General features: G+C 54.7%; 25 protein-coding genes and 1 pseudogene. 11 read left to right on the forward strand and 15 right to left on the reverse strand.

Annotated features, from left to right (window positions below; all coding sequences use genetic code 11):
• Positions 1-185 precede the first annotated feature (185 nt).
• Positions 186-536 (forward strand): rhodanese-like domain-containing protein, encoded by a 351-nt coding sequence (locus tag BEN30_RS12560; protein WP_069958719.1) that lies wholly within the window; start codon positions 186-188, stop codon positions 534-536.
• A gap of 218 nt (positions 537-754) precedes the next feature.
• Here the strand turns inward: BEN30_RS12560 and BEN30_RS12565 are convergent, their stop codons facing one another.
• The 6 genes from BEN30_RS12565 to BEN30_RS12590 all read right to left on the reverse strand — a co-directional run bounded on the left by BEN30_RS12565 (position 755) and on the right by BEN30_RS12590 (position 6,005).
• Complete coding sequence (locus BEN30_RS12565) at positions 755-982, reverse strand: DUF1127 domain-containing protein (protein WP_069958680.1); 228 nt, start codon at positions 980-982, stop codon at positions 755-757.
• Positions 983-1,109: 127 nt separating this feature from the next.
• Positions 1,110-1,865 (reverse strand): TlyA family RNA methyltransferase, encoded by a 756-nt coding sequence (locus tag BEN30_RS12570; protein WP_069958681.1) that lies wholly within the window; start codon positions 1,863-1,865, stop codon positions 1,110-1,112.
• Between the two features lie 5 nt (positions 1,866-1,870).
• Positions 1,871-3,808 carry a 1-deoxy-D-xylulose-5-phosphate synthase gene (dxs, locus tag BEN30_RS12575; protein ID WP_069958682.1) on the reverse strand — a complete coding sequence of 646 codons (1,938 nt, stop codon included), beginning with the start codon at positions 3,806-3,808 and terminating at the stop codon, positions 1,871-1,873.
• 28 nt (positions 3,809-3,836) lie between these two features.
• Positions 3,837-4,778 carry a polyprenyl synthetase family protein gene (locus BEN30_RS12580; protein ID WP_084005510.1) on the reverse strand — a complete coding sequence of 314 codons (942 nt, stop codon included), beginning with the start codon at positions 4,776-4,778 and terminating at the stop codon, positions 3,837-3,839.
• Complete coding sequence (locus BEN30_RS12585; protein ID WP_069958683.1) at positions 4,744-5,010, reverse strand: exodeoxyribonuclease VII small subunit; 267 nt, start codon at positions 5,008-5,010, stop codon at positions 4,744-4,746. The genes BEN30_RS12580 and BEN30_RS12585 overlap by 35 nt, the downstream gene beginning before the upstream one ends.
• A 68-nt stretch (positions 5,011-5,078) precedes the next feature.
• On the reverse strand, positions 5,079-6,005 hold the full coding sequence (locus BEN30_RS12590) for a histone deacetylase family protein (RefSeq protein ID WP_069958684.1): 927 nt from the start codon (positions 6,003-6,005) through the stop codon (positions 5,079-5,081).
• 456 nt (positions 6,006-6,461) lie between these two features.
• Between BEN30_RS12590 and BEN30_RS12595 the strand changes: the two genes are divergently transcribed.
• Entirely contained in the window at positions 6,462-6,818 is a 357-nt protein-coding gene (locus BEN30_RS12595; protein ID WP_139135028.1) for an ArsR/SmtB family transcription factor, read from the forward strand.
• On the opposite strand, the gene BEN30_RS12600 is transcribed toward BEN30_RS12595, so the two are convergent.
• From BEN30_RS12600 to BEN30_RS12610, 3 genes are all read right to left on the reverse strand, one after another.
• Complete coding sequence (locus BEN30_RS12600; RefSeq protein ID WP_170827055.1) at positions 6,815-8,551, reverse strand: tetratricopeptide repeat protein; 1,737 nt, start codon at positions 8,549-8,551, stop codon at positions 6,815-6,817. The two genes, BEN30_RS12595 and BEN30_RS12600, sit on opposite strands and share 4 nt — an antisense overlap.
• Before the next feature lie 173 nt (positions 8,552-8,724).
• Positions 8,725-9,522: a hypothetical protein gene (locus BEN30_RS12605; RefSeq protein ID WP_069958685.1), complete on the reverse strand. Its 798-nt coding sequence runs from the start codon at positions 9,520-9,522 to the stop codon at positions 8,725-8,727.
• A complete protein-coding gene (locus BEN30_RS12610) occupies positions 9,519-10,058 on the reverse strand; it encodes a helix-turn-helix domain-containing protein (protein ID WP_069958686.1) in 540 nt (179 codons plus the stop codon). The genes BEN30_RS12605 and BEN30_RS12610 overlap by 4 nt, the downstream gene beginning before the upstream one ends.
• Before the next feature lie 392 nt (positions 10,059-10,450).
• Here BEN30_RS12610 and BEN30_RS12615 point away from each other — a divergent pair, with 392 nt between their 5' ends.
• Both BEN30_RS12615 and BEN30_RS12620 read left to right on the forward strand, forming a co-directional pair.
• Positions 10,451-10,786 carry a hypothetical protein gene (locus tag BEN30_RS12615; protein WP_069958687.1) on the forward strand — a complete coding sequence of 112 codons (336 nt, stop codon included), beginning with the start codon at positions 10,451-10,453 and terminating at the stop codon, positions 10,784-10,786.
• A gap of 11 nt (positions 10,787-10,797) precedes the next feature.
• Positions 10,798-11,703 carry an ROK family protein gene (locus BEN30_RS12620; RefSeq protein ID WP_069958688.1) on the forward strand — a complete coding sequence of 302 codons (906 nt, stop codon included), beginning with the start codon at positions 10,798-10,800 and terminating at the stop codon, positions 11,701-11,703.
• A gap of 117 nt (positions 11,704-11,820) precedes the next feature.
• On the opposite strand, the gene BEN30_RS12625 is transcribed toward BEN30_RS12620, so the two are convergent.
• Complete coding sequence (locus BEN30_RS12625) at positions 11,821-12,459, reverse strand: sensor histidine kinase (RefSeq protein ID WP_069958689.1); 639 nt, start codon at positions 12,457-12,459, stop codon at positions 11,821-11,823.
• 71 nt (positions 12,460-12,530) lie between these two features.
• Between BEN30_RS12625 and BEN30_RS18005 the strand changes: the two genes are divergently transcribed.
• Positions 12,531-12,707: a transposase gene (locus BEN30_RS18005; RefSeq protein WP_084005514.1), complete on the forward strand. Its 177-nt coding sequence runs from the start codon at positions 12,531-12,533 to the stop codon at positions 12,705-12,707.
• Positions 12,680-12,877: pseudogene (locus tag BEN30_RS18010) on the forward strand (IS3 family transposase); the annotation flags it as partial. The gene BEN30_RS18005 and the pseudogene BEN30_RS18010, both read left to right, overlap by 28 nt.
• 4 nt (positions 12,878-12,881) lie before the next feature.
• Here the strand turns inward: BEN30_RS18010 and BEN30_RS12630 are convergent.
• Together BEN30_RS12630 and BEN30_RS12635 are read right to left on the reverse strand one after the other, a co-directional pair.
• The gene (locus tag BEN30_RS12630; RefSeq protein WP_139135022.1) at positions 12,882-13,877 is read right to left on the reverse strand and encodes a transporter substrate-binding domain-containing protein; all 996 of its coding nucleotides are present in this window, start codon (positions 13,875-13,877) and stop codon (positions 12,882-12,884) included.
• Positions 13,878-14,053: 176 nt separating this feature from the next.
• The gene (locus tag BEN30_RS12635) at positions 14,054-16,762 is read right to left on the reverse strand and encodes a bifunctional acetate--CoA ligase family protein/GNAT family N-acetyltransferase (RefSeq protein WP_069958691.1); all 2,709 of its coding nucleotides are present in this window, start codon (positions 16,760-16,762) and stop codon (positions 14,054-14,056) included.
• A gap of 209 nt (positions 16,763-16,971) precedes the next feature.
• Between BEN30_RS12635 and BEN30_RS12640 the strand changes: the two genes are divergently transcribed.
• The 4 genes from BEN30_RS12640 to BEN30_RS12655 all read left to right on the forward strand — a co-directional run bounded on the left by BEN30_RS12640 (position 16,972) and on the right by BEN30_RS12655 (position 20,501).
• Positions 16,972-17,901, forward strand: coding sequence for a histone deacetylase family protein (locus BEN30_RS12640; RefSeq protein ID WP_069958692.1), 930 nt, complete (start codon positions 16,972-16,974; stop codon positions 17,899-17,901).
• Positions 17,902-18,144: 243 nt separating this feature from the next.
• Positions 18,145-18,894, forward strand: a complete 750-nt coding sequence (locus tag BEN30_RS12645) for a GGDEF domain-containing protein (RefSeq protein WP_245649052.1) — start codon at positions 18,145-18,147, stop codon at positions 18,892-18,894.
• Between the two features lie 147 nt (positions 18,895-19,041).
• A complete protein-coding gene (locus BEN30_RS12650) occupies positions 19,042-19,641 on the forward strand; it encodes a hypothetical protein (RefSeq protein WP_069958693.1) in 600 nt (199 codons plus the stop codon).
• A 128-nt stretch (positions 19,642-19,769) separates the two neighbouring features.
• Positions 19,770-20,501 carry an ankyrin repeat domain-containing protein gene (locus BEN30_RS12655; RefSeq protein WP_139135023.1) on the forward strand — a complete coding sequence of 244 codons (732 nt, stop codon included), beginning with the start codon at positions 19,770-19,772 and terminating at the stop codon, positions 20,499-20,501.
• A 3-nt stretch (positions 20,502-20,504) separates the two neighbouring features.
• Here BEN30_RS12655 and BEN30_RS12660 read toward each other — a convergent pair whose 3' ends face one another.
• The 3 genes from BEN30_RS12660 to BEN30_RS12670 all read right to left on the reverse strand — a co-directional run bounded on the left by BEN30_RS12660 (position 20,505) and on the right by BEN30_RS12670 (position 24,962).
• Positions 20,505-21,173: a YkgJ family cysteine cluster protein gene (locus BEN30_RS12660; RefSeq protein ID WP_069958695.1), complete on the reverse strand. Its 669-nt coding sequence runs from the start codon at positions 21,171-21,173 to the stop codon at positions 20,505-20,507.
• A 3-nt stretch (positions 21,174-21,176) separates the two neighbouring features.
• Positions 21,177-23,003: an aspartate--tRNA ligase gene (aspS, locus tag BEN30_RS12665; RefSeq protein WP_069958696.1), complete on the reverse strand. Its 1,827-nt coding sequence runs from the start codon at positions 23,001-23,003 to the stop codon at positions 21,177-21,179.
• A 126-nt stretch (positions 23,004-23,129) separates the two neighbouring features.
• Positions 23,130-24,962 carry an ATP-binding protein gene (locus BEN30_RS12670; RefSeq protein ID WP_069958697.1) on the reverse strand — a complete coding sequence of 611 codons (1,833 nt, stop codon included), beginning with the start codon at positions 24,960-24,962 and terminating at the stop codon, positions 23,130-23,132.
• 145 nt (positions 24,963-25,107) lie between these two features.
• On the opposite strand from BEN30_RS12670, the gene rnd reads away from it, so the two are divergent.
• The gene (gene rnd / locus BEN30_RS12675; RefSeq protein ID WP_069958698.1) at positions 25,108-26,271 is read left to right on the forward strand and encodes a ribonuclease D; all 1,164 of its coding nucleotides are present in this window, start codon (positions 25,108-25,110) and stop codon (positions 26,269-26,271) included.
• Positions 26,272-26,287 lie beyond the last annotated feature (16 nt).

A 26,287-nucleotide genomic window follows, 5' to 3' on the forward strand; every position in this document is an offset into this window, starting at 1 on the left:
GTCTAACGGCCCTTCAAAAATGCTTCAAAATACACCTAACAATATGAAATACTTGAAAATATACCTGTATTTAACAATAAAATAGTGTTTATGTATTATTATTGACATCTGAAATGTGAGTATATATATTACCACATATGAACAGCGGCGAATTGAACAAGCAGCCGAAGAGTGGAACTCAGATCATGGCATCCCAAGTTTTGCGCATAGAAGACGCATCCCAGTTGATCGAACTCGATCCCCGTGAGGTCCAGAGCCAGATGAAGGCCGGAAAAGCGGTGTTGGTGGATGTGCGTGAAGTCAGTGAATATGAAAACGAACGTATTCCCGGTGCGTTTTTGATGCCGCTCAGCTTTTTTGATGCGGAACGCTTTCCCTTCCTTCCCGACACCCGCGTGATCTTGATGTGCGCCGTGGGCAAACGTTCCACTGCTGCCGCCAAGCAATTGATGAACGCAGGCGTTCGCACCACCCACCACATGACCGGCGGTCTCACCGCCTGGAAAGAATTGGGCCTGGAAACAGACACGGACTGAACAGGCACCGACTAAGACAGGCACCGACCAGCTTTTGCTTCTGAAACGAAGCACCCGTTTTGGACCACCCGGACATTCAGCGCACCCCCCCTCGCGCACGCCTTCGAACCGTCCGGGTGGTTCAAATTCAACACCCACCAAATGCAAAAGAGCCCCACATGGGGGCTCTTTTTTTCAGCAAAATGGCCTTTCGGCAGCTTGGAAGTTACGTCCGCGTCTTAACGACCGCGGACAGTGCGCACGATGTTCGCGCGCGCAACGCCGATATCATCCAGTTCACGGTCGCTCATTTGCTTCAATTCAGAAATGGCCGCCCGGACTTTGAGCTCGTCGTTCAGGCGCGCTACCAAAGGAGCCGCCCAAGCAAACGTCACCAACTGAACAAAACGATGAGAGACACCGTGACCGATAGATGTCGGCAGGTGGGAGACAAAAAGGGTATTCATCGAGGGTTTCCTAGCATGTCCGCTCTTTAGTGAGCGGTTCAAGGCAGGCTTCTACGCCCACCCTGCGCAAAAGAGCAGCGTTGTTCTTGCACGCGAGCCCTGCGCTTTTTGCATGGTGGCGGCGCGCTTAGCCCTTAACCCCACAAATCAAAAACTCGACATTACCTTCCGGGCCCTTGATGGGGCTTTCGGTGAGGCCCAGAACGGTCCAACCGTCCAAGCCGTTCAGCCACGCTTCGATGCGGTCACAGACTTCTTGATGGAGGCCCGGGTCGCGCACCACGCCGCCCTTGCCGACCCGACCTTTGCCGACTTCGAACTGCGGCTTGATCAAGGCGATCACGTGCGCGCCGGGGCAGGCCAGACTGAGGGCGGCGGGCAACACGGTTTCCAGGCTGATGAACGACGCGTCGCACACGACCATATCGATGGGCTCTGAAATATCAGCGGCAGAGAGATGGCGGGCGTTGGTTTTTTCCATCACCACCACGCGCGCATCGTTTCGGAGCTTCCACGCCAATTGGCCTTGGCCGACATCTACGGCGTACACTTTGGCGGCCCCATGGCTCAGCAACACGTCGGTGAAGCCGCCCGTGCTGGCGCCCACATCGATGCAAGTCTGACCCGTCACATCGATGGCGAAGTGTTTCAGGCCTTTTTCCAGCTTCAAGCCACCGCGCGAAACCCACGGGTGGTCTTGACCTTTGAGCTCGATGGGAATGTCGGTTTTGACCTGCTGTCCGGCTTTGTCGAGACGCTTGGTGTCCGAATAGACGTTCCCCGCCATGATCAACGCCTGAGCACGAGAGCGGCTTTCGACCAGACCGCGTTCGACCAGCAATTGATCCAGTCTCAGCTTCGCGGGCTTGGCGGCGTCAGGCATCGTGCCTAAGCCCGTTCGGACAGACTGGTCGTCTCAAGACCCAGCGCGATCAGCGCCTTGGCGGCAATGTCGTTGGCGGTGAGGCCGGCTAAAATCAACTGGGCTTCTTGGCTGTCATGTTCGATGAACACATCGGGCAGATGCATGGTGCGCACTTTGAGGTCTCTGTCCAAAAGCCCTTCGCGGCTTAAGAAGTGCAAAACCGCCGCGCCAAATCCGCCTTGACTGCCCTCTTCCACGGTAATCAAAACGTCGTGATTGACGGCCAAGGTGGCAATCATTTCTTCGTCCAAAGGCTTCAAGAAACGGGCATCGGCGACCGTGGTTGACAGGCCGCGCGCCGCCAACAGTTCAGCGGCTTGCTGGCATGCGGCCAAGCGGGTGCCGATGGACACCAAGGCCACGGTGGTGCCGCTTTGCAAAATGCGCCCGCGCCCGATTTTCAGAACTTCCCCAACGGCGGGCAGTTCGACGCCCACGCCTTCACCGCGGGGATAACGGAACGCGATGGGGCCGGTGTTGAACGCTGCGGCGGTCGCCGTCATATGTTTCAACTCAGCTTCGTCCGCAGGCGCCATAACGACAATGCCCGGAATGCAATTGAGATAGGACATATCAAAAGCGCCGTGATGGGTTGCGCCGTCGGCCCCCACCAAACCGCCCCGGTCCAGGGCAAAACGCACCGGCAAACCTTGCAACGCCACGTCGTGGATCAATTGATCATAGGCGCGCTGCATGAAGGTCGAATAAATGGCGCAAAACGGTTTGTAGCCTTCACACGCCAGTCCTGCGGCAAAGGTCACGGCATGCTGTTCGGCAATGCCCACATCAAAAAAGCGTTCCGGATAGGCCGCAGCAAACGCATCCAATCCGGTGCCGGACGGCATGGCAGCGGTGATGGCACAGATTTTATCGTCTTCAGCAGCTTGATGGACCAGTTCTTGGGAAAACACTTTGGTGTAGCTGGGCGCGTTGGACGCCGCTTTGATCTGTTTGCCCGTCACCACGTCAAATCGGCTGACACCATGGTATTTATCGGACGCGTTTTCCGCATGAGTATAGCCGTGACCCTTTTGCGTCACCACATGCAACAACACCGGGCCTTGGCCTTCGTCGTCGCGAATGTTTTTCAACACCGGCAACAGATGGTCGATGTTGTGGCCATCGATGGGGCCGACGTAATAGATGCCCATTTCTTCAAACATGGTGCCGCCGGTCACCAGGGTGCGGGCGTATTCTTCGGCCCGGCGCGCGGTGTCTTCCAGCATCTTGGGCAGCTTCTGCGTCAATTGCTTGGCAAAATCGCGCGCGGATCGATAGGTTTTCGACGACACCAGACGCGACAAATACGCGCTCAACGCGCCGACCGGCTGGTCGATGGACATGTCGTTGTCGTTCAAGATGATGATCATGCGCGCATGTTGCGATCCGGCATGGTTCATGGCTTCAAACACCATGCCCGCACTCATGGCGCCATCGCCGATCACCGCCACCACATTGCTTTTGGCACCTTGCAAATCGCGTCCCACCGCCATGCCCAGCCCCGCAGAGATGGACGTCGAGCTGTGCCCCGCACCAAACGGGTCATATTCGCTTTCGGATCGATTGGTGAAGCCCGAGAGCCCGCCGCCTTGGCGCAGCGTGCTCATGCGATCACGCCGACCGGTCAAGATTTTATGCGGATAACACTGGTGGCCGACGTCAAAGATAATCCGGTCTTCAGGCGTATTAAAGACGTGATGCAAAGCCACCGTCAGCTCAACCACACCCAAGCTGGAGCCCAGGTGACCGCCGGTAAAAGAAACATTGCGGATGGTGTCGGCGCGCAACTCATCGCTCAGCGTTTTCAGCTGAGCGGTCGAGAACTTCCGAATATCTTCCGGTTTACTGACCTGATCCAGAAGCGGCGTTTCGCCCCCGTGGGAGAATTTCGTCGTCGACACGGCGTACTTTCCTTTAAACGTTTCTTCTTTAGGATACGCGATTTACCACAAAGTGCGCCATATCCCTTAACGGATCGGCGGCTTCGCCAAAAACATCAAGCTGTTCAATGGCTTGATCACGCAGCAAGCCCGCTTGTGCTTGGGCGTTTTCGATCCCCATCAACGATACGAAGGTGGCTTTGCCCTGTTCTTCGTCTTTTCCCGTGCGTTTTCCGACAGCGGACGCATCCGCCGTCGCGTCCAACAGATCGTCCACAATTTGAAACGCCAAGCCCAAATCGTGGGCGTAACTGTGCAGCTTGTGCAAAGCACTTTCCGACGCTTTGCCCAAGATCGCCCCGGACACACACGCAAAGTTGATCAGCCCGCCGGTTTTCATGCGTTGCAGGCGGGCAATTTCATTCACATCCAAGTTATGATGATGAGCCACCAAATCCAGCATCTGACCGCCAACCATACCCAACGGCCCGGAAGCCTTGGCCAACTCTTTGACCAGTTCAATGCGCACGTTGGCGTCTTGATGGGTGCCGTCTTCCGACAGCACTTCAAAGGCGCGGGTCAGCAACGCGTCACCGGCCAAAATCGCCGTGGCTTCGTCGTACTGGATATGACACGTGGGCAACCCACGGCGCAAATCGTCATCGTCCATGGCGGGCAAATCGTCGTGCACCAGCGAATAACAATGCACCATTTCAACCGCAGCCGCCACGCGCAACGCACATTTAGCGTCGACGTTGAACAGCGCCGCCGTGTGCAGCGTCAGATACGGACGCACCCGCTTGCCCCCCGACAGCGCCGCATAGCGCACCGCGTCCATCAAACGGCCTTCGGGGCCTTCGTCGATGGGCAGCAGCGTGTCCAAGGCGCGCGTCACAAACTCGGCATCCTGATTTAGACGAGTGTTAAAGGTGTCGATGTTGAAGTGGTAAGGCAAATCACTCGAACTCCACGGTTTCAATGCTATTGGCATCACCCGGAAGGCCCGGGACGATTTTTTCGATCCGCGCTTCGGCCTCTTTCAGCTTGGTTTCGCAATGACGCTTCAAAAGCGTGCCCCTCTCGAAGGCTTTGATGGCGCCTTCCAGCTCGCCACGACCGTCTTCCAAGTCGCGCACGATGTCTTCTAACTCAGCCAAAGCCGCTTCAAAGCTGAGTTTTTGGATGTCTTTGGGGATGGTTAACGTGTCTGCCTGATCTGCCATAAAGTCCGCCGCCTGAATTCACTGTCGTTTGCCGGACTCTAGGGTGCCCCTTGGCTAATCGCAACCCCTTAAGCGCTCATCAAAGCCTTGACATGCGCCGCGACGGAACGCGAAAGCGCACCCAAGTCATAGCCACCTTCCAACACCGACACCAATCGGCCTTGGGCATAGGTCTCGGCTATGGCCAATAACTGTTCGGTAATCCAGACAAAATCGTTCTCATGAAAATCCAAATTCGCCAGCGGATCGGCGCTGTGACCATCAAAGCCAGCTGACACGATCACCAGATCCGGGGCAAAATCTTTTAAGGCCGGACGAATAAAGCCAAAGGCATCGCGCAAATCGTCTCCGGTGCTGCCCGGCGGCAGGGGGGCATTGACAATATTGCCGAATTCGCCGCGTTCGCGCTCTGAGCCCGAGCCCGGAAAACACGGCGATTGATGGGTTGAGGCATACAACAAATTTTCGTGATGCCAAAACGCCTGTTGCGTGCCGTTGCCGTGATGAACGTCAAAATCCATCACCGCAACGCGTTCTATCCCGTCGATTTCAAGAGCGTGGAACGCTGCGATGGCAACATTGTTGAACAGGCAAAAGCCCATGGCGTGATCAAATTCGGCATGGTGACCGGGCGGACGCGGCGCGCAAAAGGCATTTTTCGCCTCCCCTTTGATGACGGCATCCACCGCCTTGCACGCCCCACCCACCGCAAACAAAGCCGCTTCCCCAGAGTGCGGCGACAGCACGGTGTCGGAATCCAAATGGGCATAACCGCGATCTGGCACGGCGGCAAAAACGGACTGGATATAATCGTCGCTGTGCACCCGCTTGATGTCCCAAACCGAGCCGCGCGGGGCTTCTCGACGCTCCAAAGCGTCAAACTCTGGGCCTGAAAGCCCGTTTTCTATGGCGCGCAGACGATCGGAGCGTTCGGGATGGCCCGGACCTGTGTCATGAGCCAAAAAGCTTGGATGGCTAAAAAACAACGTACTCAAATCAAATCCATCCTCACGTATCTTAAAGGCGTATCAAGGTGCAGGTTCTGAGCCCTATCTTAAACTGGGCTCTGTTGTCCTAGGCGGGCTGCCCTTGTCGGCGATTCTCACCACGATTATCATTGCGCCATTGTTGGCGCTGTTGGGCGGAGACTTGGACCGGGGCATTGGACGCCTGTTTAAGCCTTGGAAATTATGTAACAAAGTCACAACTTAGACAAATTCCAACTTAGAAGACTTTAATTAACAACGATTTATACTGGCACCATGTAAATTAGGTCGCTATTATATACGCATATTGAGATGAAATTCGAAAATCTCATTTGGGACCGATGTCATGCACACCTTGAGAACAAGGAGCTGACGAGGGGGACATTTTAAGGGGTGGTATAACAAGCGTCGGCTTAGGCCTGTGCGACCGTTTAACGGTTTTAATCTGGGGAATATTTTAGCGTGATTTCGGAACGACTTAAAACGATTCAGGCCAATGCCCTTCGGGCCAGCACCCTCCTGAAAGCCATGAGCAATCAGCATCGACTGATGATTTTGTGTCAGCTGGTCCCCGGTGAAAAGTGCGTCAGCGACCTGGAACAAATCATTGGCCTCAGCCAGTCTGCTTTGTCCCAGCATCTTGCGCGCCTGCGCCGCGATACGTTGGTGCAAACGCGACGTGATGCGCAGACGATTTTCTATTCCCTCAATGGTGAAGAGGCCAGTGCGGTCATAGAAACCCTGTACAGCCTCTATTGCGGTCAGGACGCCACTTTGACCATGCTCGAAGGCGATGAAGTCAAAAGAGTCAAAGCTATCTAAAGCCCACACTCTTTGACCATCTGGCGCAGATCTTGAGTAATTTCATCGATGACGCCCGCCCACGCGCCCTTTTCTTTTTGGCGATATAACCGCACGCTTGGATACCAAGGGCTATCGCTCCGGTCCAACAGCCAACGCCAATCCGTGACGGATGCCAGCAAGATCCATGTGGGCAGCCCCAGCGCGCCACCCAAATGCGCGACAGAGGTGTCAACAGACACCAGCACGTCCATACACGAAAGCGCCGCTGCCGTTTGTCCATAATCGGTCAAATCAGCTCTTAAATCGACCACCCTGTCTGCACCGATTTTTGCGACACCATGCTCATCACCGCCCACCTGGAAACTGTAAAGCGCCACGCCCTCAATATTGGACAATGGCTGCAACAGTGCAGGGTCCATGGAGCGAGAGCGGTCATTTTTGTGCTTGGGATTGCCCGCCCACACAAGCCCAACCCGCAAACCTTTCCCACCTTCAAGACGTTTCGCCCAAGACGCCCGCACATCAAATGGCGGCGTGAGGTAAGATGACTTGCCCGGCAAGGCGTTCAAATCGACGCCCAACAAACCGGGCAAATCCATCACCGAGGCATGACAATCGAATGTTGGGATCGCGTCCCCTGAAACAATGCATTTGAGATCGGGAAGGTAATGGTCAAACAAAGGGGTAAGCGATGGCGGAACCTCCAACGTGACGTCGCCGCCCAGACGGGAGAGGTTCTCAACAAACCGAACGCATTGGATAAAGTCGCCAATCCCTTGCTCGGGATAAATGAAAATCGACTTACCACTCAGATCTCTGCCATCCCACAAAGGCTGCGGATAGTTGCGCGGCAAGAGTGACGGTTCTTTCCCCCGTCGCCGCCACGCATAGTGTGCCCAACCGTTCTTAAAATCGCCCATCAAAAGATTTAGAAACCCAAGATTAATGTGCGTATCGACATCATTTGGGTCGAGAGACAAAGCCCGATTGTAACATTCATCGGCACCTTGGTAATCCAACTCATCCAAGCGCGCATTGCCCAAATTGTTGTGTGCAGGCGCGTATTGAGGCTGCAGACCAAGCGCTTGCAAATGGAGCCGTATGGCATCTTCAACATGTCCCATATCCCTCATGACGGACCCTAAATTGGTAATCGCGTCAACATACTGAGGATCAAGAGCAATGGCTTGGGCGAAGCTTGCCCCGGCACCTTCCAAGTTGCGCTGAGCCAAAAATGCTGCACCCAAATTGTTATGGGCCAGGGCAAGATTGGGGGCTACATCTATGATATGCCGGTACTGGGCGATGGCTTCATCAAGACGTCCCAAGGTTTTCAAAACATTTGCCATATTCAGGCGCGCATTAAGGTAGCCGGGACGAATGGTGAGTGCCTTTTGGAAAAACTCAAGGGCACCTTCAGCGTTGTCTTGCGCCAACAACACATTGGCTAAATTATAATGCGCCTCGGCGTAATTGGCTTTGGTTTTGATCGCTTGACGAAAACTCTCGGCAGCCTCTTCCAATCGGTGCAAGGCCAGTTGAACCGTGCCCAGATTGTTATGCGCCTCGCTATAAGAAGGGTTTCCGGCCAGTGCCTTAGAGATCAACTCTATAGCTTCTTCAGGCTTGTTGTTTTGGTCCGCTATCACCCCCAACAAATGATTGGCATCGACGTTCGACGGATCAAATTTGAGAATTTCGCGATAAATCAATTCAGCGTCATGCAGCTGCCCACTTTGATGTAAAGCCACTGCGGACTGGAGCCTCTCGGCAAGGTTTATACCTGTCGGTGAAACCAAAAGGGGGGCGGATTTTCCAGCCTTTTGGGCAAGTTTCTTTTGCTGACGTCGTTCGGACCGATTCATCAAAGCCCCTGCATTACATAATGTTGCCTATGTACGGGTTCCGTGAGCAAGTCCCGCGTTCAATGCACGCCGTCAGATACAGGCATACTCATGCGTTGGGCCGTGCGCTTAACCACCATGCGTTTTTGCTTGTCATGGGCCACGATCCAGCGCAGTTCTTCCTTCAAAACATCGATGTGGCGGCTTTCTGCGGCACCTGCAACGGCGCGGATAATGCCTTCGCGTGTCGGCAGCGGGAAGCTGTTGAAATGTTCCAGCATCAAAAATTTGATGCCCGGACGCACGGTTTCCGAAAGCAACAAAGTAGTCACCAGACGTTGGCGCACATCGCTTTGCAAATTCCCCGCCTCGGTCAACTCAATGAACTGGCGAACGAAGTCACTGGGGGCCATGTCGCCATCCAATAAGGCGCGCAAGATCGCCTTCAAGGCATGTGCATACTGACGCCGGGTTTCGACGATGAATTGCGATGTGCGGGTGCGCACAAAAGCAATCGCTTTGGGTGAAAAATCATTTTCCGTGATCAGATCGATGGACCGTTTAACCAAGGGGTGACGTGTAGACTCCCCAACCAAGGCAAACACCCCTTTGATCAGTTTTTGATTTTCCGCTTTGGGCGACAGCCGGGTTGCGGCGGCCAGCGCCATGGGCGATTCCGGATCGCGCGTCGCCATCAACGCCAACGGCAAAGGGTCTTCAAATTCCGTCAAATCAAGATCGATATTGATCAAGTGTTCGGGCAACAAAATACGTGCCGGATTTCCGGGGACACAAATGGGTTCACCGGTGCGGTAGCTTTCCTTGACGTGCTTTGCAACGTCGATGCCAGCCTTGCTGATTCCGTATTGGCCGCTCATCGTTTTTTCCTCATGTTTTGTAATGCGCGCAAAATATCCGCCGATGCAGGCGGACTAAACCGTTTATCTTGCAGTTTTTGGGCATGGCCGGATTCCCACCAGGCACGAAACCGTTGTGCGGCGGCGCGAACATCGGACACCGGCAAGTCGCGATTGAGCACATCTTGATAAGCCAAACCCGCGCGCGCCGCTTCAATCGGTCCACGCCCGTGCATCGTATCGATAGGGCCTTCAACGTTCATTGTGCATCCCATGTCCGCTTCATCCAACAGATGCGCCAAAACCAAAGTGAGAAAAGCCAGCTTTTCATTCGGTATACGCACCTTCGCACTTCGCCATTTGCTGACCGTCGGCGGCGTCACGCCAACCAGTTCGGCAACGTCACGCCCGGTCAGGCCCAGATCATCAAACGCGCCAAAAACGGGGACGTGCCCGGTTGAACCGGAACCTTCGCCATTCTCAACGCACCCTTCTTGGGCCACCACGCGTTCTGCTTGGGACGCCATCGTTGCCGCCGAATCGACTGCAGCTGCCATGGCCGTTCTTCCTTTATAGCCTCAATGGGTTAGCAAACCCTTGATCGTTTCCATAACTTTTCGTTTTTTTGGGCTGAGAGATTCGCAGTCGTTGCCGCGTGTTCCCATCTCCGTACCGCCCCGATAAAGTCAACGTGTAGTACTTTGCGACACCAATTTCATCTACATGTAGTGTATCGCATTCAGGTGTCGTGAATGCTGTCTCAACTTCGTTTTGACTTACGAGATATTGTATACCGTACAAGATCAAGTAGTCACTCCATTGACACTACACTCCATCTATTATAGTTAAGGAGTCGTTTACAGCGCCGTGATTCGGGGCGTAACACCCTGGTATTTCGGATAAAAGACAAAAAACATTCGGGATTCTTCCTGGCCTGGGGGGCTGGAACTTGAAAACTTCATTTGATCGACCTGTTCTTGGCAGCGAAGCTGATGTCAGCACAAAATCGCGTGAAAAGCGCTTTTTGATCACGTTGGTGCGTCTTGGCGACACCGATGAAGTCAGCCGCGAAATGATCACCGCCCCCGGCGCTGCGGCAGCAGCGGTCAAAGCCCGACAAATCTTTCCCGGTGCCGATATTTTGTCTGTTGCCCTTGTGCCCGACCCGCTTCCGGTCCGCGCCGCGCGCGACAAACCACATGCGCCCAGCGCCCGGTTTATTCGCGGGATGTTTCGTCCGGCACTGTTTTCCGATGAGAAGACCCTGCACAAACTCCTCGACTGATACAAACCCTCATGCGCATTGGCATTGATCTCGGCGGGACAAAAATTGAAGGGCTCTTGCTGACGGATGCAGGCGATCAAGCCGCACGCATCCGCGTTCCCACACCACAAGGCCAATACGACCAAACAGTCCAAGCCGTGACCGATTTGGTGCACGAGTTGGACCAGGTTGCAAGGCAGGCCTCGACCACCAAACCGACCATCGGCGTCGGCATTCCCGGCACCATTTCCCCACACACAGGTTTAGTGAAAAATGCCAATTCCGTTTGTTTGATCGGCAATCCCTTACACATAGACCTTGAACGCGCCATTGGACGTCCCATCAAGTTGGCCAACGACGCCAATTGCTTTGCCGTATCTGAGGCCGTAGACGGTGCGGCAAAGGGCGCGCACCTTGTGTTTGGCGTCATCTTGGGCACCGGCACGGGCGGCGGCATCTGCATTGACGGCAAGCCCCTTGAAGGCCTCAACTCCGTTGCCGGAGAATGGGGACACAACCCCCTGCCCTGGGCACAAGACGACGAACGCCCGGGGCCAAAATGCTACTGTGGAAAGTCGGGGTGCATCGAAACGTTTCTGTCGGGACCGGGCTTAAAACACGACCACTTCACCCACACGGGCACGCCGTTAGAAACGCATGACATTATTGAAAAAGCGGCCCAAGGAGAAGAAACCTGCATCGCCACCTTAGAGCGCTATGAGCACCGCCTCGCCCGCGCCTTGGCCACCGTCATCAACATTTTGGACCCCGACGTCATCGTACTCGGCGGCGGACTTTCCAATATGGGGCGCTTGTGCGACACCGTGCCCAAGCTGTGGGGAAATTGGGTGTTTTCGGATACCGTCGTCACCAAGCTTGTGCCCAATCTCCACGGCGACAGTTCCGGCGTGCGCGGCGCGGCGTGGCTTTGGGATTAGAGCAAAGTTCAAAACACAAAGTGTGTGAATTCTTTATGTTTGTTGTCCTTCGAGCTCATCATAATTCTTTCCCATCGCAGCTCCGCAGCATAACGGAATGGCAACTGAAAAAAACATTTAGCAGGTTCTCTCTGGCGGCATATGCACGGTGAAGGACGTTCCCATACCTTCTTCGCTTTTGATTACCAACTCACCCCCATGCATTTTCACAAGGTTTTGGCACAGATGAAGCCCTAGCCCTGTTCCTTCATGGCGTTTTGCGTGCGTACTGTCGGCCTGCTCGAAAGGTTTCAGCACCTTTGTGATGTCAAGACGGGACATTCCGATACCGGTATCTGTGACAACAATATCAATGGCCATTTCATCCCTCAGTTTAGCAGATACCGTAACGTGCCCACCTTCCGGCGTAAATTTAACGGCGTTTGACAACAGATTGTTGACGATTTGCATCATCGCCCTTTCATCGGCGAAAAACCTTGGTAAGTCGGGCGGGACATCCGTGGTGAGGTCGAGTTTTTTTATATTGGCGAGTGTGGTGATCATGTTCACGCACGTATGAATGAGATGCGCTATGTCGAGCGTTTCTTCGTTCAGCACATATTTGCCGGCTTCAATCTTGGATAAGTCAAGAATGTCATCAATCAGGCTGATCAAAAGACTGCCGCTTTGATGAATGTCGCTGGCGTAATCATCATAACGGGCGTCACCTAGCGGCCCATATAATTTTAAACTCATTATTTCCGAGAAGCCCATCATCGCATTGGCAAGCCCCTAGTATCCTAGACACTTTTCAGCGTACCAATTGACGCAAAGGAAAGGTGTTTAAGATGAGTGGTAAACGTTACACAGAAGAATTTAAGATTGAGGCGGTTCATCAAGTTACGGATCGTGGTTACAAGATTGGCGAAGTATCAGACCGACTTGGCGTTACCAGCAAAAGTTTGCGTGATTGGATCACAAAGTACGGTGACACAGGCTCGCCGAAAGCTTCTTCTCACTATTGAAGACCGAACGGATCAAACGAAAGATCTACAAAACAAGGGCTGAGGCTCGGTCAGATGTCTTCAATTACATCGAGCTGTACTACAACCCAAAACGTCGGCATGGAAACAACGATGGACTGTCACCAGTCGAGTTCGAAAAAAGGCATTTAGGGAAGGTCGCAAGTGTCTAGAGAACTAGGGGCTTGCCACATTTAATGGTGTGCGCAAGTCATGGCTCATACTGGCGAGGAATTCTGATTTTGCCTTGTTCGCTTTTTCAGCATCTGTTTTGGCTTGTTCCAGGGCTATCGTTTTAGAAACAACAGCCCGACGTAAAGTCAAAATCCAAGTGAAAGCCAATCCAGAAAGAACGATAAAACCAACCACTGCCCAGACTGTGTATCGAATAACAAGCTCCGAAGAAATGCCTTTAGGGTCAACATTGCCGAACCATTTCTGGTAAATTTGACCATACTCCCCAGTCTCTTTAACGATGCTAAGTCCATTGTTAAAGAGCCTCAGTAGATCAAGGTTTCCTTCCTTCACCGCAAATCCGAAGCCTCGTCCATAAGCATCAAGGAGTGGTCCGGTAATTTCTATGTTTTGAAGGTTTAATTCTTTGGCCGTGATTATACCGACCAAGTGCGGTGCAAGAGCATAATCATATTTTCCTTCTGCAAGTAAGCTTAAGCTTTCAGCGACCGTATTGGTGAGTGTTAAGTTTTCAGAAATATCGTTTCGAAGCAACCAATCATGCCCCGCATCGGAACGCATGACGATGATATTTTTGCCTCTCAGATCGGAGGCTGAATGAATCCCCGGATGACCTGTGCGTTTAAAGATCACCCCGTGGGTTACAGTATGCGGCACCGTGAAATCGAAGATTTTTTCACGGTCATTTGAATAAGAAACCAAGGGAAGTGCATCAATCTCTCCTTGCTCAAGTGCGGCGCGGATTTCACTCCATGGCCCAACCTTAAAGGTCACGTTAATCCCCGTGACCCTGCAGACTGCTTTCATGAGGTCAACACTAAAGCCATCTGCCTGCCCATCTTTTGTGGTCAAAGCATATGGTGGGTAATCAAGTTCACTGCCCACAACGATATGATGTTCTTTGTTGTGTTCTGCAGCGATGCCTTCACTGCATAAGTGAAAAAATAAATACAGAAAAATTATAAAGGACCATTTCATGGCGTTTACAATACGAAGAAATTGATACTTAAACAATGCTGACTGCTGGCCATTTTCGGAAGTTCCGGCAGCATTGATTGACGTCTGCAACTATACGAAAAGCGGGCGTCAATTTGCCCCACTCCTGGTTGCTTTCTTCCTTAACGGACTTTCACAATTCAGCTCACACCCAAAAACTAGGCCCCACTTTGTTGCAGTTGCAACTGCACCTCGACGATGTTGGATTCCACGTGTCCGGTGACTTTGAAGCCCTGGAGTTCGACGAAGTGTAACATGCGGCGGTTTTCACTGAGCACTTGGCCGACCATGGTTTGCGTACCCCGGCTGCGGCAATACGCGATCATTTTGCGCAGCAACTCATGGCCCAATCCGGTGCCTTTGAGGTCCGAGCGCACGACAATGGAAAATTCTGCCTTTTCGTTGTCCGGGTCGGTAAAGACGCGCACCACACCTAAGGTTTCTTCCCCATGTTCCGCATTGATTGAGGTGGCGATGAAGGCCATTTCGCGGTCGTAATCGATCTGCGTCAAGCGTGCCATTTGGCTGTGCGGCAATTCACTGACCAAGCCGAAAAAGCGAAAGCGAATGTCTTCCGGGGTCAATTTAGAAACGAAGATATGATGGTTGGGTTCGTCTTCGGGGCGGATCGGTCGAATGGTCACCGAGCGCCCTTCGAATTCCTCACCTCCGACCATGGTGAACTTGCTTTCCAATTGTTTGGGGTATGGGCGAATGGCCAGGCGGCTATCGCCGTCAAACTGTTTGCTGGTCAACTTGATCCGAGCATCCAACGCCAAGACGCCGTGATTGTCGGCGAACAGCGGGTTGATATCCAACTCTTCAATCTCAGGGATATCGATGATCAACTGTGCCACTTGGTTCAAGGCCAAGCATATGGCGTCAATGTCGGCGGCGGGTTCATCACGATAACCTTCCAACAATTTCGACACCTTGGTGCGCGAAATCAAATCCCGCGCCAAGGCCATGTTCAACGGCGGCAACGCAACCGCCCGGTCCTTGATCACTTCGACAGCCGTTCCGCCTTGGCCGAACAAAATGACCGGACCGAAGATCGGATCGGTGAGCACACCGATGATCAATTCATGGGCATGACCATGGCGGGCCATTTGCTGCACCGAAAAGCCGGTAATGTCGGCATTGGGGTAGGCCTCATGAACGCGCTTGAGCATATTGTGTGCGGCTTCTTCAACCGCTTCACGACTTTTCAAACCAAGGATAACGCCGCCCACATCCGACTTATGGGTGATGTCGGGCGACAAAATTTTAATCGCCACGGGATAGCCCATACCGTCGGCGGCACGTGCCGCATCTTGCGGAGATTTGGCGATATGAGTTTCCACCGTGGGCACACCATAGGCGGCCAGTACGGCTTTGGTTTCCGGTTCGCTCATATATTCGTGCCCGCTGGCCAATGCGCCTTCGACAATCAGGCGCGCCGTCGGCGTGGCCGGATGGAAATCGCTGGGCATGGACGGCGGCGTTTCCATCAAAATTTCTTGGTTACGGCGATAGCGCACCGTGTGCATGAACGCCTGCACCGATTTCAGGGGCGTGTCGAAACACGGAATGTTGGCCTTGCCCATAAGGGCGCGCGCGGGGGCTGCAAACTCTTCGCCGACAAAACATGTGGTGAGGGCTGCACGCGGTTTCTCTTTGGCCAGTTCAATAATGGTTTCCGCAATTTCAACAGGATGAACCACCGCCACAGGGCAATGCATGACCAACACGGCATCGACTTCTTTGGCTTCCAGCAAGACCCGCAGCGCATCTGCATAGCGCAAACCGGGGGCGTCGCCGATGATGTCGATCGGGTTGGACTGCGACCACGTTTCAGGCAACACGGCGTTGAGTTTTTCGATGGTTTCATCGCTGAGTGTGGCCAGCGTGCCGTTTTGTTCCATCAAGTCGTCAACCGCCATCACGCCCAATCCGCCACCGTTGGTCAAAATGGCCAGACGATCACCCTTGGGGCGACGGCTGCGGCTCAAGGTTTCGACCGCGGCGAACAGTTCTTCAAATTCATACACCCGCAACATACCTGCACGGGCAAATGCCGCGTCATAGACATAGTCGTTGCTGGCCAACGCGCCGGTGTGCGACATGGCGGCCTTGGAGGCCTCTTCGTAGCGCCCCGATTTAATCGCCAAGACCGGCTTGTTGCGCGCCGCAGCCCGGGCGGCGGACATGAAGGTGCGGTTGTGATGAATGGATTCGATGTAGAGCAAAATTGCCGTCGTTTGCGGGTCACTGCCCAAATAATCGAGCACGTCGCCGAAATCCAATTCCGCCATATCGCCCATGGAAATAAAATGCGAAAAACCGATGCCGCGCGGTTTGGCCCAGTCGAGCACCGCCGTACACAACGCACCCGATTGAGACACAAACGCAATCTTGCCCGGCAAGGCAGAGGTGTGCGCAAAGCTGGCGTTGAGCCCCACACCCGGCACCAACAGACCTAAGCAGTTGTGCCCCAAAATGCGCATGCCGTATGGCTTGGCGGCGGCCAGCATCGCCTCAGTTACGGTGACGCCTTCCGTATACTCAATCCGGCTGAGCCCCGCCGTCAACACCACCGCGGCGCGCACACCGCGGACGCACAACTGTTCGATGATGAGCGGGATGGTTTTGGGCGGCGTACACACCACCGCCATATCCGGCACCAACGGCAAGCTGGCGATGTCGGGATACGAAAGCACCCCGCTGATGGAGATGTGCTTGGGATTGACGGGCATAATGGGGCCAGAAAATCCACCATGGAGCAAATTGTTCATCACCAACGAACCGATGGATTTGGGCCGAGGCGACGCGCCGATCACAGCGACCGATGTGGGACGGAACAAATGATCGAGATTTCGCGTGCTCATAATGATGCCTTATGTCAGGGTTGGAAACCACGTCGTGGCAGGCCGCAACCACAATTATTGTGCATTGCAGCAAAAAAAGCTAGCAGAATGCATTTGTTCTTTATATTAAGATACCTAGAACATGTTACATTAATGCTGCAATGCAGCAATGTCATGTCTGCATGGGCTAATCATCGTTTTGCCCCGCACAGGCGGAAGGGACGTTTTTGATGACCACTTTTTTATATCAACCGCCCGCCTGTGCTGATCATAACACGGGCGACGATCACCCCGAACACCCGTTGCGTCACCGCACCATCCAAAACATCCTGGAACATGAGCGCTTTTCCGACTTGATCCGCGTGGCGGCGAAGAAGGCCACCCGCGAACAGTTGGAGCGGGTTCACACGGCTCATCATATTGACCATATCTTGTCCACCGTGCCCGAAACGGGCGTCGCCTATTTGGATGCCGACACCGTAATGTCGGAGGGCAGCGGAGAGGCCGCGCTGTTCGCGGCAGGGGCAGCATGTGAAGCCGTTGACGATGTGGTGGCGGGATCGGCACGCAACGCTTTTTGCGCCATCCGCCCCCCCGGTCACCATGCCGAACCGGATCAAGCCATGGGCTTTTGCCTGTTCAACAACGCCGCCATCGCCGCCAAGCAAGCCCGCACCGTGCATGGCCTGACGCGCGTTGCCATCGTCGATTTTGACGTCCACCACGGCAACGGCACCCAGGCATGCTGTTGGAGCGATCCACATTTGTTTTACGCCTCATCGCACCAGTATCCATGCTGGCCCGATACCGGATTGGAAAGCGAAGTGGGCGATTGCGACAACATCGCCAACGCCATCTTGGCTCCCGGTTCCGGCAGTGATGAATTTCGCGCCGCATGGTCGAAAAACCTGCTGCCCAAGCTGGAACGCTTTGCTCCGCAACTGGTGATCATTTCCGCCGGCTTTGACGCCCACGCCAGTGACCCGCAAGCACAGCTGCGCCTGCAAACGGCGGACTTCGCGTGGATCACCCAAGAACTGGTCGAGCTTGCCAATCGATGCTGCCAAGGGCGCGTGGTGTCCGTGTTGGAAGGCGGCTACGACCTGCACGCCCTGGCCGCCTGCGTCGGCACCCACGTCCACATTTTGATGACGTGCTAGGTCTTAAACCTATAATCAGGTCGCAATCGGAATCCGATTCCCAGCAAGCGGCAACATTTGCCGAAAGCGGCAATTTTTGCCTAGCCCCGCACGCACTCAACTCATTGATATTAAAGAAAACAGATTCTGGCACGAAGGTTGCCTTTGTCGTTAGGCAATGTTTGCGAGAAGTGTAAACATCTAACGCTCCCACCCTCTAGGCCAGAATGGCTCGGAAAATGGCTCCGCATAAGGATCTATATCATGGGCAACCTGTTGAGCTTTCCGATGAACGCTTGGGATGTCATCAACACCCAAGACAAAGCAACCAGCGATAGCCTGTTTACGGCGCTCACAATATTGCGCGAATGTTTATCCAGCGCGCCTCACACGCTTGACGGCGCCACCGTACAGCGCTGCAAGGACGCCACCGAAACGGCATTGAACGCCGCCATGGGGGCAGAGCGTAAAATCCTGACCCAATCCTTGCACATCGAAGAAATCGAACGCTTAGCCTGCACCGACGAGTTGACCGGAGCCTACAACCGTCGTGGTTTTCAGAAAGAATTTGAACGCGTTCTGGCCGCCGCCAATCGTTACGACGAAACCGGCATTTTGATTTATGTGGACTTGGATGGGTTCAAGCCCATCAACGACACCTACGGCCATGCGGCAGGTGATTTGGTGCTGTGTGAAGTGGTTCGCACACTGCAAGAAAACTGCCGCCCCCACGATCTGGTGGCACGTCTGGGCGGAGATGAGTTCGCTGTCTTGTTGTCCCGCACAGATTGGCAAAATGGCCTGAACCGCGCCGAAGTGATCAAGCATGCCCTCAACACCAAATCTGTGAACTGGAACGACAAGACCATCTCCGTTCGCGCCAGCCTCGGCTACCAACGTTTTGGACCCGACGATAGCCATACAGAGGTTTTGCGTCAGGCCGATAGCGCTATGTACAAAGCCAAGCGTCTGCGCACTGAACTGAGCCGCTCTCACGTCGAATTTCAATCCTGAACGTGCTGCCCCCGTCATGTGTAAACACCAAACCAACAGGCCCATGTATGCCCCCCATTCGCCCCTCAACCCCAAACTTCCGCTTCGCGCCCCCTATGTGGCCGGGCGGTTTTTTGGGCTTTTCGCTGCCTGGCGGGAGTTGAGGTCATGAAAAACACCTCTCCCCCGGCCCAGCCCTCGACCCTCCCGGTTATGCCACCCGCCCCCAAATCCGCAGTGCCGAAATCGTCTGTCCAGGTGTCAAATGACGTCGGCCCCGCACCGCTCATTTGGGATGATGAATGGGCGGTGGACTTGGACCATCATGACCAACCTTGTGCCACACCGGGAACAAACGTTGTCGTGTTTGAAGCCGCCAAGCCGCCTCAGACCGTGCTCGGATCGGGACGACAGTTCACGGAAAGTCCGCTGAAGCGCATCTTAACCGATATCAACGCGCGCGCCATTTCACCTCGGCAAATGCAGAAACTGAGCCTCGAATTGTACGCAGGCGGAATCATCAGTTGGGAAGAACACGCCGCCTTGGCGTTCCAACCCGATCTTCACCCGGATTTTGCCCGCACAATCGGTGCGCTCACGGGCGAAAAACCGCTGCCGGACCAACCGCGCGATTTTGTCCGCGAATGGGAACAAAAACTTGATTTTGAACGCCGTTTCGCCCCCGCCACCAGTCGCGCCAAAGAACACGCCTTGCATATTTTATCGGTCTTGCGACGCATCGAAAGCCCGGCCAGTCTGCTAACGTAGGTCCCATCTTGATCGAAGACGTTCCTTCATTGATTTGCGCCGTCCTTGTTTTAAGTCAAGCACGTCACGGGCGATCCGGTTTATACTCGGTGCCACATGCGCTCCCAACCCGATCAACCGAGGCCTCGATGACCACAAAACCTTGTCCCATTTTGCGTCCAAGAACCGTTATCGCCTTGGTGCTCGGCCTGATCCTTATCGGTGGGTTGAGCGGAGAGGTCCAAGCCTCTGCAAAGCCGCTTAAAACGCCGCATCAAATCATCGGCCAACTGCGTTTGCGCATCACGGCCATCGGCAAAACCACGGCCAGTGCAAACGATTTTGATGTTGCCACCAACGCCGCGTTAGACGACCTCAAACTGTTCATCAGAGCATCCGACGATTTGGAAGCCCTCACGCGCAAAGACGACTGGGGCAAAACACCGTTGAACCATGCGGCCTATATGGGTTTCAGCAAAATCGTGACAGAACTGTTGGCCCAGCCCAGCGTCAAAATCTCCCTCAATGAGCCCGATGACGTGGGTGTCACACCTTGGACGTACACCGTCTTTGCCGTGAACCAAAGCGCCTTTGCGTGCAATCCAAAACTGTTTAACAGCCCCTTTTCCTGGTCGTCGTTGTACGCAAGCCACCCTTATTACACCCAGCGTTCGCCTTATGTAGAAGCCCGCAAAATCCTCGAAGAAGCTGGCGCTGAAACCGATTTGGATAAAGCCAAAAACCAATGGCAAGCCATCTGCGTCAATCAAACCGCCGACGTCAAACGCGCTGTAGCAGAGGCCACCGATATACAAATGCTCGTCATCGAAGAAGGTGACAAAGCCCTACAAAGGTTCATGAACACGCTGCAAAAGCATTAAACGTTAAGTTTTGCGACGCTTGCACGCCGTCAGCCACGCCAGTTCCGTACCGGCCTGCTCTGCGCTGACCAAGGCCAAATGCAGCTCAAGATGCTCAACGGTCTGATCTCGCCCCATCAACTTTCCCGTCACTTCGGCCAAGGCCTGACGCAATTGATGCGCCCGCACCATGCGTTCACCATCGGCGGGAATGGGCTGGTTGTGATCCAAGTTTTGGGTGGACAGGTTGCACGCATTCAGGTCCAGACTGTTGTAGCCTCGACACGCAATGGGGCGCACCGCATAGATGGTGCACGATTGACTTTGCGGGTCCAAAAACACACATGGTTTTTGCAACTCCCAGCGCGCCCCCGGATCCAGCGTTCCAACCTCTCGGGCCAATGCCGCAACCCGGCCCATCAAAGCTTCAAAGTCTTCAACCGATAAAGTATCCTGCAGATGGCGCAATATGGCGAAAGCTTCGGCCATTTCCGCGCCCACCTGCGAACAACAACAACTGCCGCACCCGGCCTTGCAGGCCATGTCGGCGCTGGGCAAGGGGGCGGTGTTGGTTTCATATAAATTGAAGGCATAACGCGCCGCATCCGAAAGCTGGAGACGTTTGGGCTTTTTGCGCAGATGGCTGCGCAAATCCCGAACCAACCAATCCAGCGCCGGATCGCGTTCTGTCATCGCTTAGCTTTCGCTAGAAACCGTATCTTCGCTGGCGGCAGCTTTCTTTTCCACTTGGGGCAGCGGCACCAGTTTAATGTACAGTTCGCGCAGCTGTTCCGGTGACGCTTCCGCCGGGGCCCCCATCAGCAAATCTTGGGCTTGCTGGTTCATGGGGAAGGCGATGATTTCACGGATGTTGGGCTCGTCCGCCAACAGCATCACCATGCGGTCAATGCCCGGAGCCGAACCACCGTGGGGCGGGGCGCCAAACTTAAACGCGTTCAACATGCCGCCAAACTGGTCTTCGACCACCTTGTTGGAATAACCCGCAATTTCAAACGCCTTGTACATGATTTCAGGCAAGTGATTTCGAATCGCACCCGAAGACAATTCCACCCCGTTGCACACGATGTCGTACTGATACGCCAAGATATCCAGCGGATCTTTGTTCAGCAAGGCGTCCAAACCGCCTTGCGGCATGGAGAACGGGTTGTGGGAAAATTCGATTTTGCCCTTTTCTTCGTCCATTTCGTACATGGGATAATCGACGATCCAGCAGAAATCGAACTTGCCGCTGGCGCGCAGACCCAACGTGTCGCACACCTTTTCGCGTGCAAAGCCCGCGTACTTGGCGGCGAGATTTTCACTCTGACAAACAAAGAACACGGCGTCGCCGTCTTGGGCACCGGATTGGGCTTTGATGGCCGCAACGCGGTCTGCATCCAGGTTCTTGGCAATTGGGCCTTTGGTTTCGCCGTCTTCGCCATAAATGATATAGCCAAGCCCCCCCATGCCTTCTTCACGCGCCCAGTCGTTCAGCTTGTCGAAGAAGCTGCGCGGGTGAGTCGCCGCTCCGGTTGCGGGAATGGCGCGCACCACCGAGCCTTTTTCGATGTTTTTCGCAAACAGGCCAAATCCACCACCGGCAAAGTGTTCGGTGACGTCGCAAATGATCAACGGGTTGCGCAGGTCGGGCTTGTCGGAACCATACTTAAGCATGCTGTCTTTGTAAGCAATGCGCGGGAACGGCAGCGGCGTGACGGTGCGATCGCCGCCGAATTCTTCGAAGATACCGTGCAGAACCGGTTCAATGGCGTTGAACACGTCGTCTTGGGTACAGAACGCCATTTCGTAATCGAGCTGATAAAACTCACCCGGCGAACGGTCGGCACGAGCGTCTTCGTCGCGAAAGCACGGCGCAATTTGAAAATACTTATCGAAACCGGACACCATCAACAGCTGCTTGAACTGCTGCGGAGCCTGGGGGAGAGCGTAGAACTTGCCCGGATGCTGACGCGACGGGACCAGATAATCGCGCGCCCCTTCGGGGGAACTGGCGGTCAAAATCGGTGTCTGCATTTCCAAGAACCCCTGCGCCGTCATGCGCTGGCGGATGGAGGCGATGACGCGGCTGCGCAGCACGATGTTGGCGTGAACCTTTTCCCGGCGCAAATCGAGATAACGGTGCTTCAAGCGCATCTCGTCGGAATATTCTTCATTGCCCGCCACTTGCATGGGCAGGACGGCGGCAGAGCTTTCCAGATGGAAGTCTTCAACCACCACTTCGATTTCGCCGGTGGGCAGATCTTTGTTCACCGTCTCCTGGCTGCGGCCCACCACATTGCCCGTCACGGTGATGACGCTTTCCGGACGCGAACCTTCAACGTCCTTGAACATCGGGTGGGATTCGTCGATCACCACCTGGGTGATGCCGTAATGATCGCGCACATCGACAAACAGCAAGCCGCCATGGTCGCGCTTTCTGTGCACCCAGCCCGAAATACGTGCCTTCGCGCCCGCGTCAGCAAGACGGAGTGCGCCACAGGTGTGTGTACGGTAGGGGTGCATCGAAGATCCTTACGTCAAAAATGAGAGTTGAAAGCATGCCTTAAGAGCAGTGGAAATCGGCGCAAAAGCACACCTTTGGGGCGACTTTGTCAAGAAAAGACTGAACACCTCCAGCAAAAACTCCCATCACGCGGGCAGCTTCATGGAGATGGTGACTTTCACGCCCCGCCCGTCGGGGCCTAAATCAACACACAGTTGGCCATCCACAAAGCGCGAAACGGCGTTGGCGGCGGCCAACAGTCCATTGCCCGTGCCATCCGTGCGAGTCGTCAAACTGGCATCGAAACGGCGGGTTTTCAGCACCTCTCGCACGTGACCGAGCTGGTCCGGCGCCATGCCCTTGCCGTCATCGGTGACATGCATGCACAGGTGATCGCCCTTAACCGTTGCTCCGACGCTGACATGCCCAGCGCCGTGCTCAAAGGCATTGCGCACCAGTTCTTCCAGGGTGTCTTCCATTTCCGACGGCGCACAGGTGAAGACAATGTTTTCAATGCCATCGTTGATGATTTTGATCTCACCTTCGACCTCATCTTGCACACGTTTTGCGGCCGCAAGCCATTGCGACACCGTTTCTTTCACCTGGAGTTGATCACGATGTCCGGTTTTGGCAACCGTATCCAAATCGCTGAGGCGGTCCTGGATTTTTTCAATGGTGGAGTGCAAACCCACTTGAACTTGGTCCACGTCTTTACGGGTGTTGACGACATACAGAACTTGAAGATGCAGCAAAAGATTCTTCAAACCATGGAACAAGCCGCGCACATCGACGCCGCCATTAACCGCCGCCCCCACACTGGGCAGCAGCATCGCCTGCCAACCACCATACAGGCCCGGACGTCCCCACGCTTCCACGTTAGACCCATCCACGGAAAACAAACCCAGCGATGGCTGGTCTTTGATGGTGGCAAAAAACGCCACCGCCGTTTGGGTTGAGTTTTCTTCAACGCCAATGGCACGCACCAAGTTTTCAACCGTGGCGAATTCTTTTTGGGCCGCCTGACCATTGAGGGCAAAAAAACGCTGCGGGGATGGTGAAATCAACATGATACTGGCCGCATTTTGCACAAAACTATGAGCATGGATCACCTCAGCCGCCAATTCGCCAACCAGTGCGGGCTCTCCATCCTTTGTGCACAAAACCTTGCTGTGCCACTCATGCCAATCCGTGACGGGTGCATTGTGTGCGGCAATTACAGGGCGCAATCCGGGGTTGAGGTCTTTCGGCTGCCAGTCGTCCTGGGTGCTGTCCTCTTCGAACGTGCGCAGCATGGCGACCATGCGGCTTGATGCTGTTGTCACCCGCAAGCTCATATCCTGGGCCAATCGTTTGATTTCACCATCATCGTGCAAATCAAAGAGTGTCTGCAAGTCGTTCATCACGCTGCCGAGCAGGTCCCGCACACTGAGTTCCCCGTCTTCGCACGCATCCAAATTTTCGATGAAGGCCTGCGCCATCGCCCGGGTGTGCCGTGCCGTTTCTTGAAAGGCACTGACATCCATGATGGTGAACTGCACTTGATTGTCATTGGGTTCATCACGCCGCCGCAACACCACCCGCAAGGACAATCCGCGGGCATTCACCAAAGGCTTCAGCACCGTCATCGCCGCCCCCGGTGAAAGATACGCGGCGTCTTCGAGCAAAAACTGGCCATCTTGTGATGAGATGCCAAGCGCCAACAGCAGCTGGCTAAAAAGAGCTATGGAGCCAAGCTGGGGGGTATTATCCCCCAAGGGACCCAGCACACGGTAAAATTCCGCTCCCCCGGCGGTCCACTCCAATTGCCCCGTGTGGGTGCAAAAGACGCCAAAAAGGGGCCGTGCGTTGCTGACGTGAGTCAGGCACGCCAACAGATAGTCCGCGACGTCCCACGCTTCATCGTTGGACACAGGGCGACCAACGACGTCCGCCAACCTGACCGCGCCTTGGGTATCGTCCTTCTGTTCGCCGCTGTTCAAAATGTGTTCCCAAATAAGAAGTCACCTGGCGCCCGCACCACGTGCTCAGAATCGTATGCAGTCTAGCGCTTGAACGGCCGCTCAAAAACATAACTTTTTTTGATGGTTCCGAATCTCGTTCAAACCGTGTAAAAGCAGTATCATCATGATCACAATCACCAAAACCAATGAACTTGTTGAGTTCTGCCAATCCGTCAAAGGCACCCCTTTCGTCACCGTGGACACCGAGTTCATGCGGGAAAGCACGTATTGGCCTCAGCTGTGTCTTGTCCAAGTCGCGGGCCCCGATGATGCCGTCGCCATTGATGCGTTGGCACCCGGCATCGACTTGGCCCCTTTGTTCGATTTAATGGACGCGCCGGAAACCTTAAAAGTGTTTCACGCCGCGCGCCAGGACGTCGAAATTTTTTATCATCTGATGGGGCACATCCCCGCCCCGCTGTTCGACACCCAAGTCGCGGCGATGGTGTGCGGTTTTGGCGACCAAGTGGGCTATGAAAACCTCATCGCCAAGCTGACCAAGGCGCGGGTTGATAAATCGTCGCGCTTTACGGACTGGTCGCGTCGCCCCCTGTCGGACAAGCAAATCGCGTACGCGCTTTCAGACGTCACCCACCTGCGCGACGCCTATCGCAAGCTGTCCAAAGAATTGCAAGAAAACGGCCGCTCCTCGTGGCTGGAATCGGAGATGCAAATTCTGACCTCTGTCAGCACCTACGAAGGCAATCCCGATCTGGCCTACAAACGCATCAAAGCGCGCAATCCCAAGCCGCGCGTTGCCGCGGTGCTCAAGGAACTGGCCGCTTGGCGCGAACGCGAAGCCCAGCGTCGCGACATGCCGCGCAACCGTATTTTGCGCGATGATGCCTTGATGGAAATCGCCCACCACGCCCCCAAAACAGCCAATGACTTGGCCCGCACACGTGGCCTGGGCGACCGCATGGCCAATGGCCCCGGTGGGGTGGAAATTCTCAAAGCGGTGGAACGCGGCTTGGCCATTCCCGAATCTGATTTGCCCAAGCAAGTCAAAGAGCTTGAACTGCCGTCGGGCATCGGCCCGGTGTCTGATTTGCTCAAAGTGTTTCTCAAGATGATCTGCGAAGAAACCGGCGTGGCGCAAAAGCTGATCGCCAATTCGTCCGACATCGACCACATCGCCGCGTTTGGCAAAGATGCCAAGGTCGATGCCATGTCGGGTTGGCGCTATGAGATGTTCGGCGAAGCCGCCGTCAAATTGCGCTCCGGCGAAATGGGGCTGGCGATCAAAAACAAAAAAGTCATCTTGCTTGAAAATACCAGCGGGGACTAAACACGGCCTGAGAGTC

The organism is Magnetovibrio blakemorei, assembly GCF_001746755.1.
In the GTDB taxonomy this organism is placed as follows: domain Bacteria; phylum Pseudomonadota; class Alphaproteobacteria; order Rhodospirillales; family Magnetovibrionaceae; genus Magnetovibrio; species Magnetovibrio blakemorei.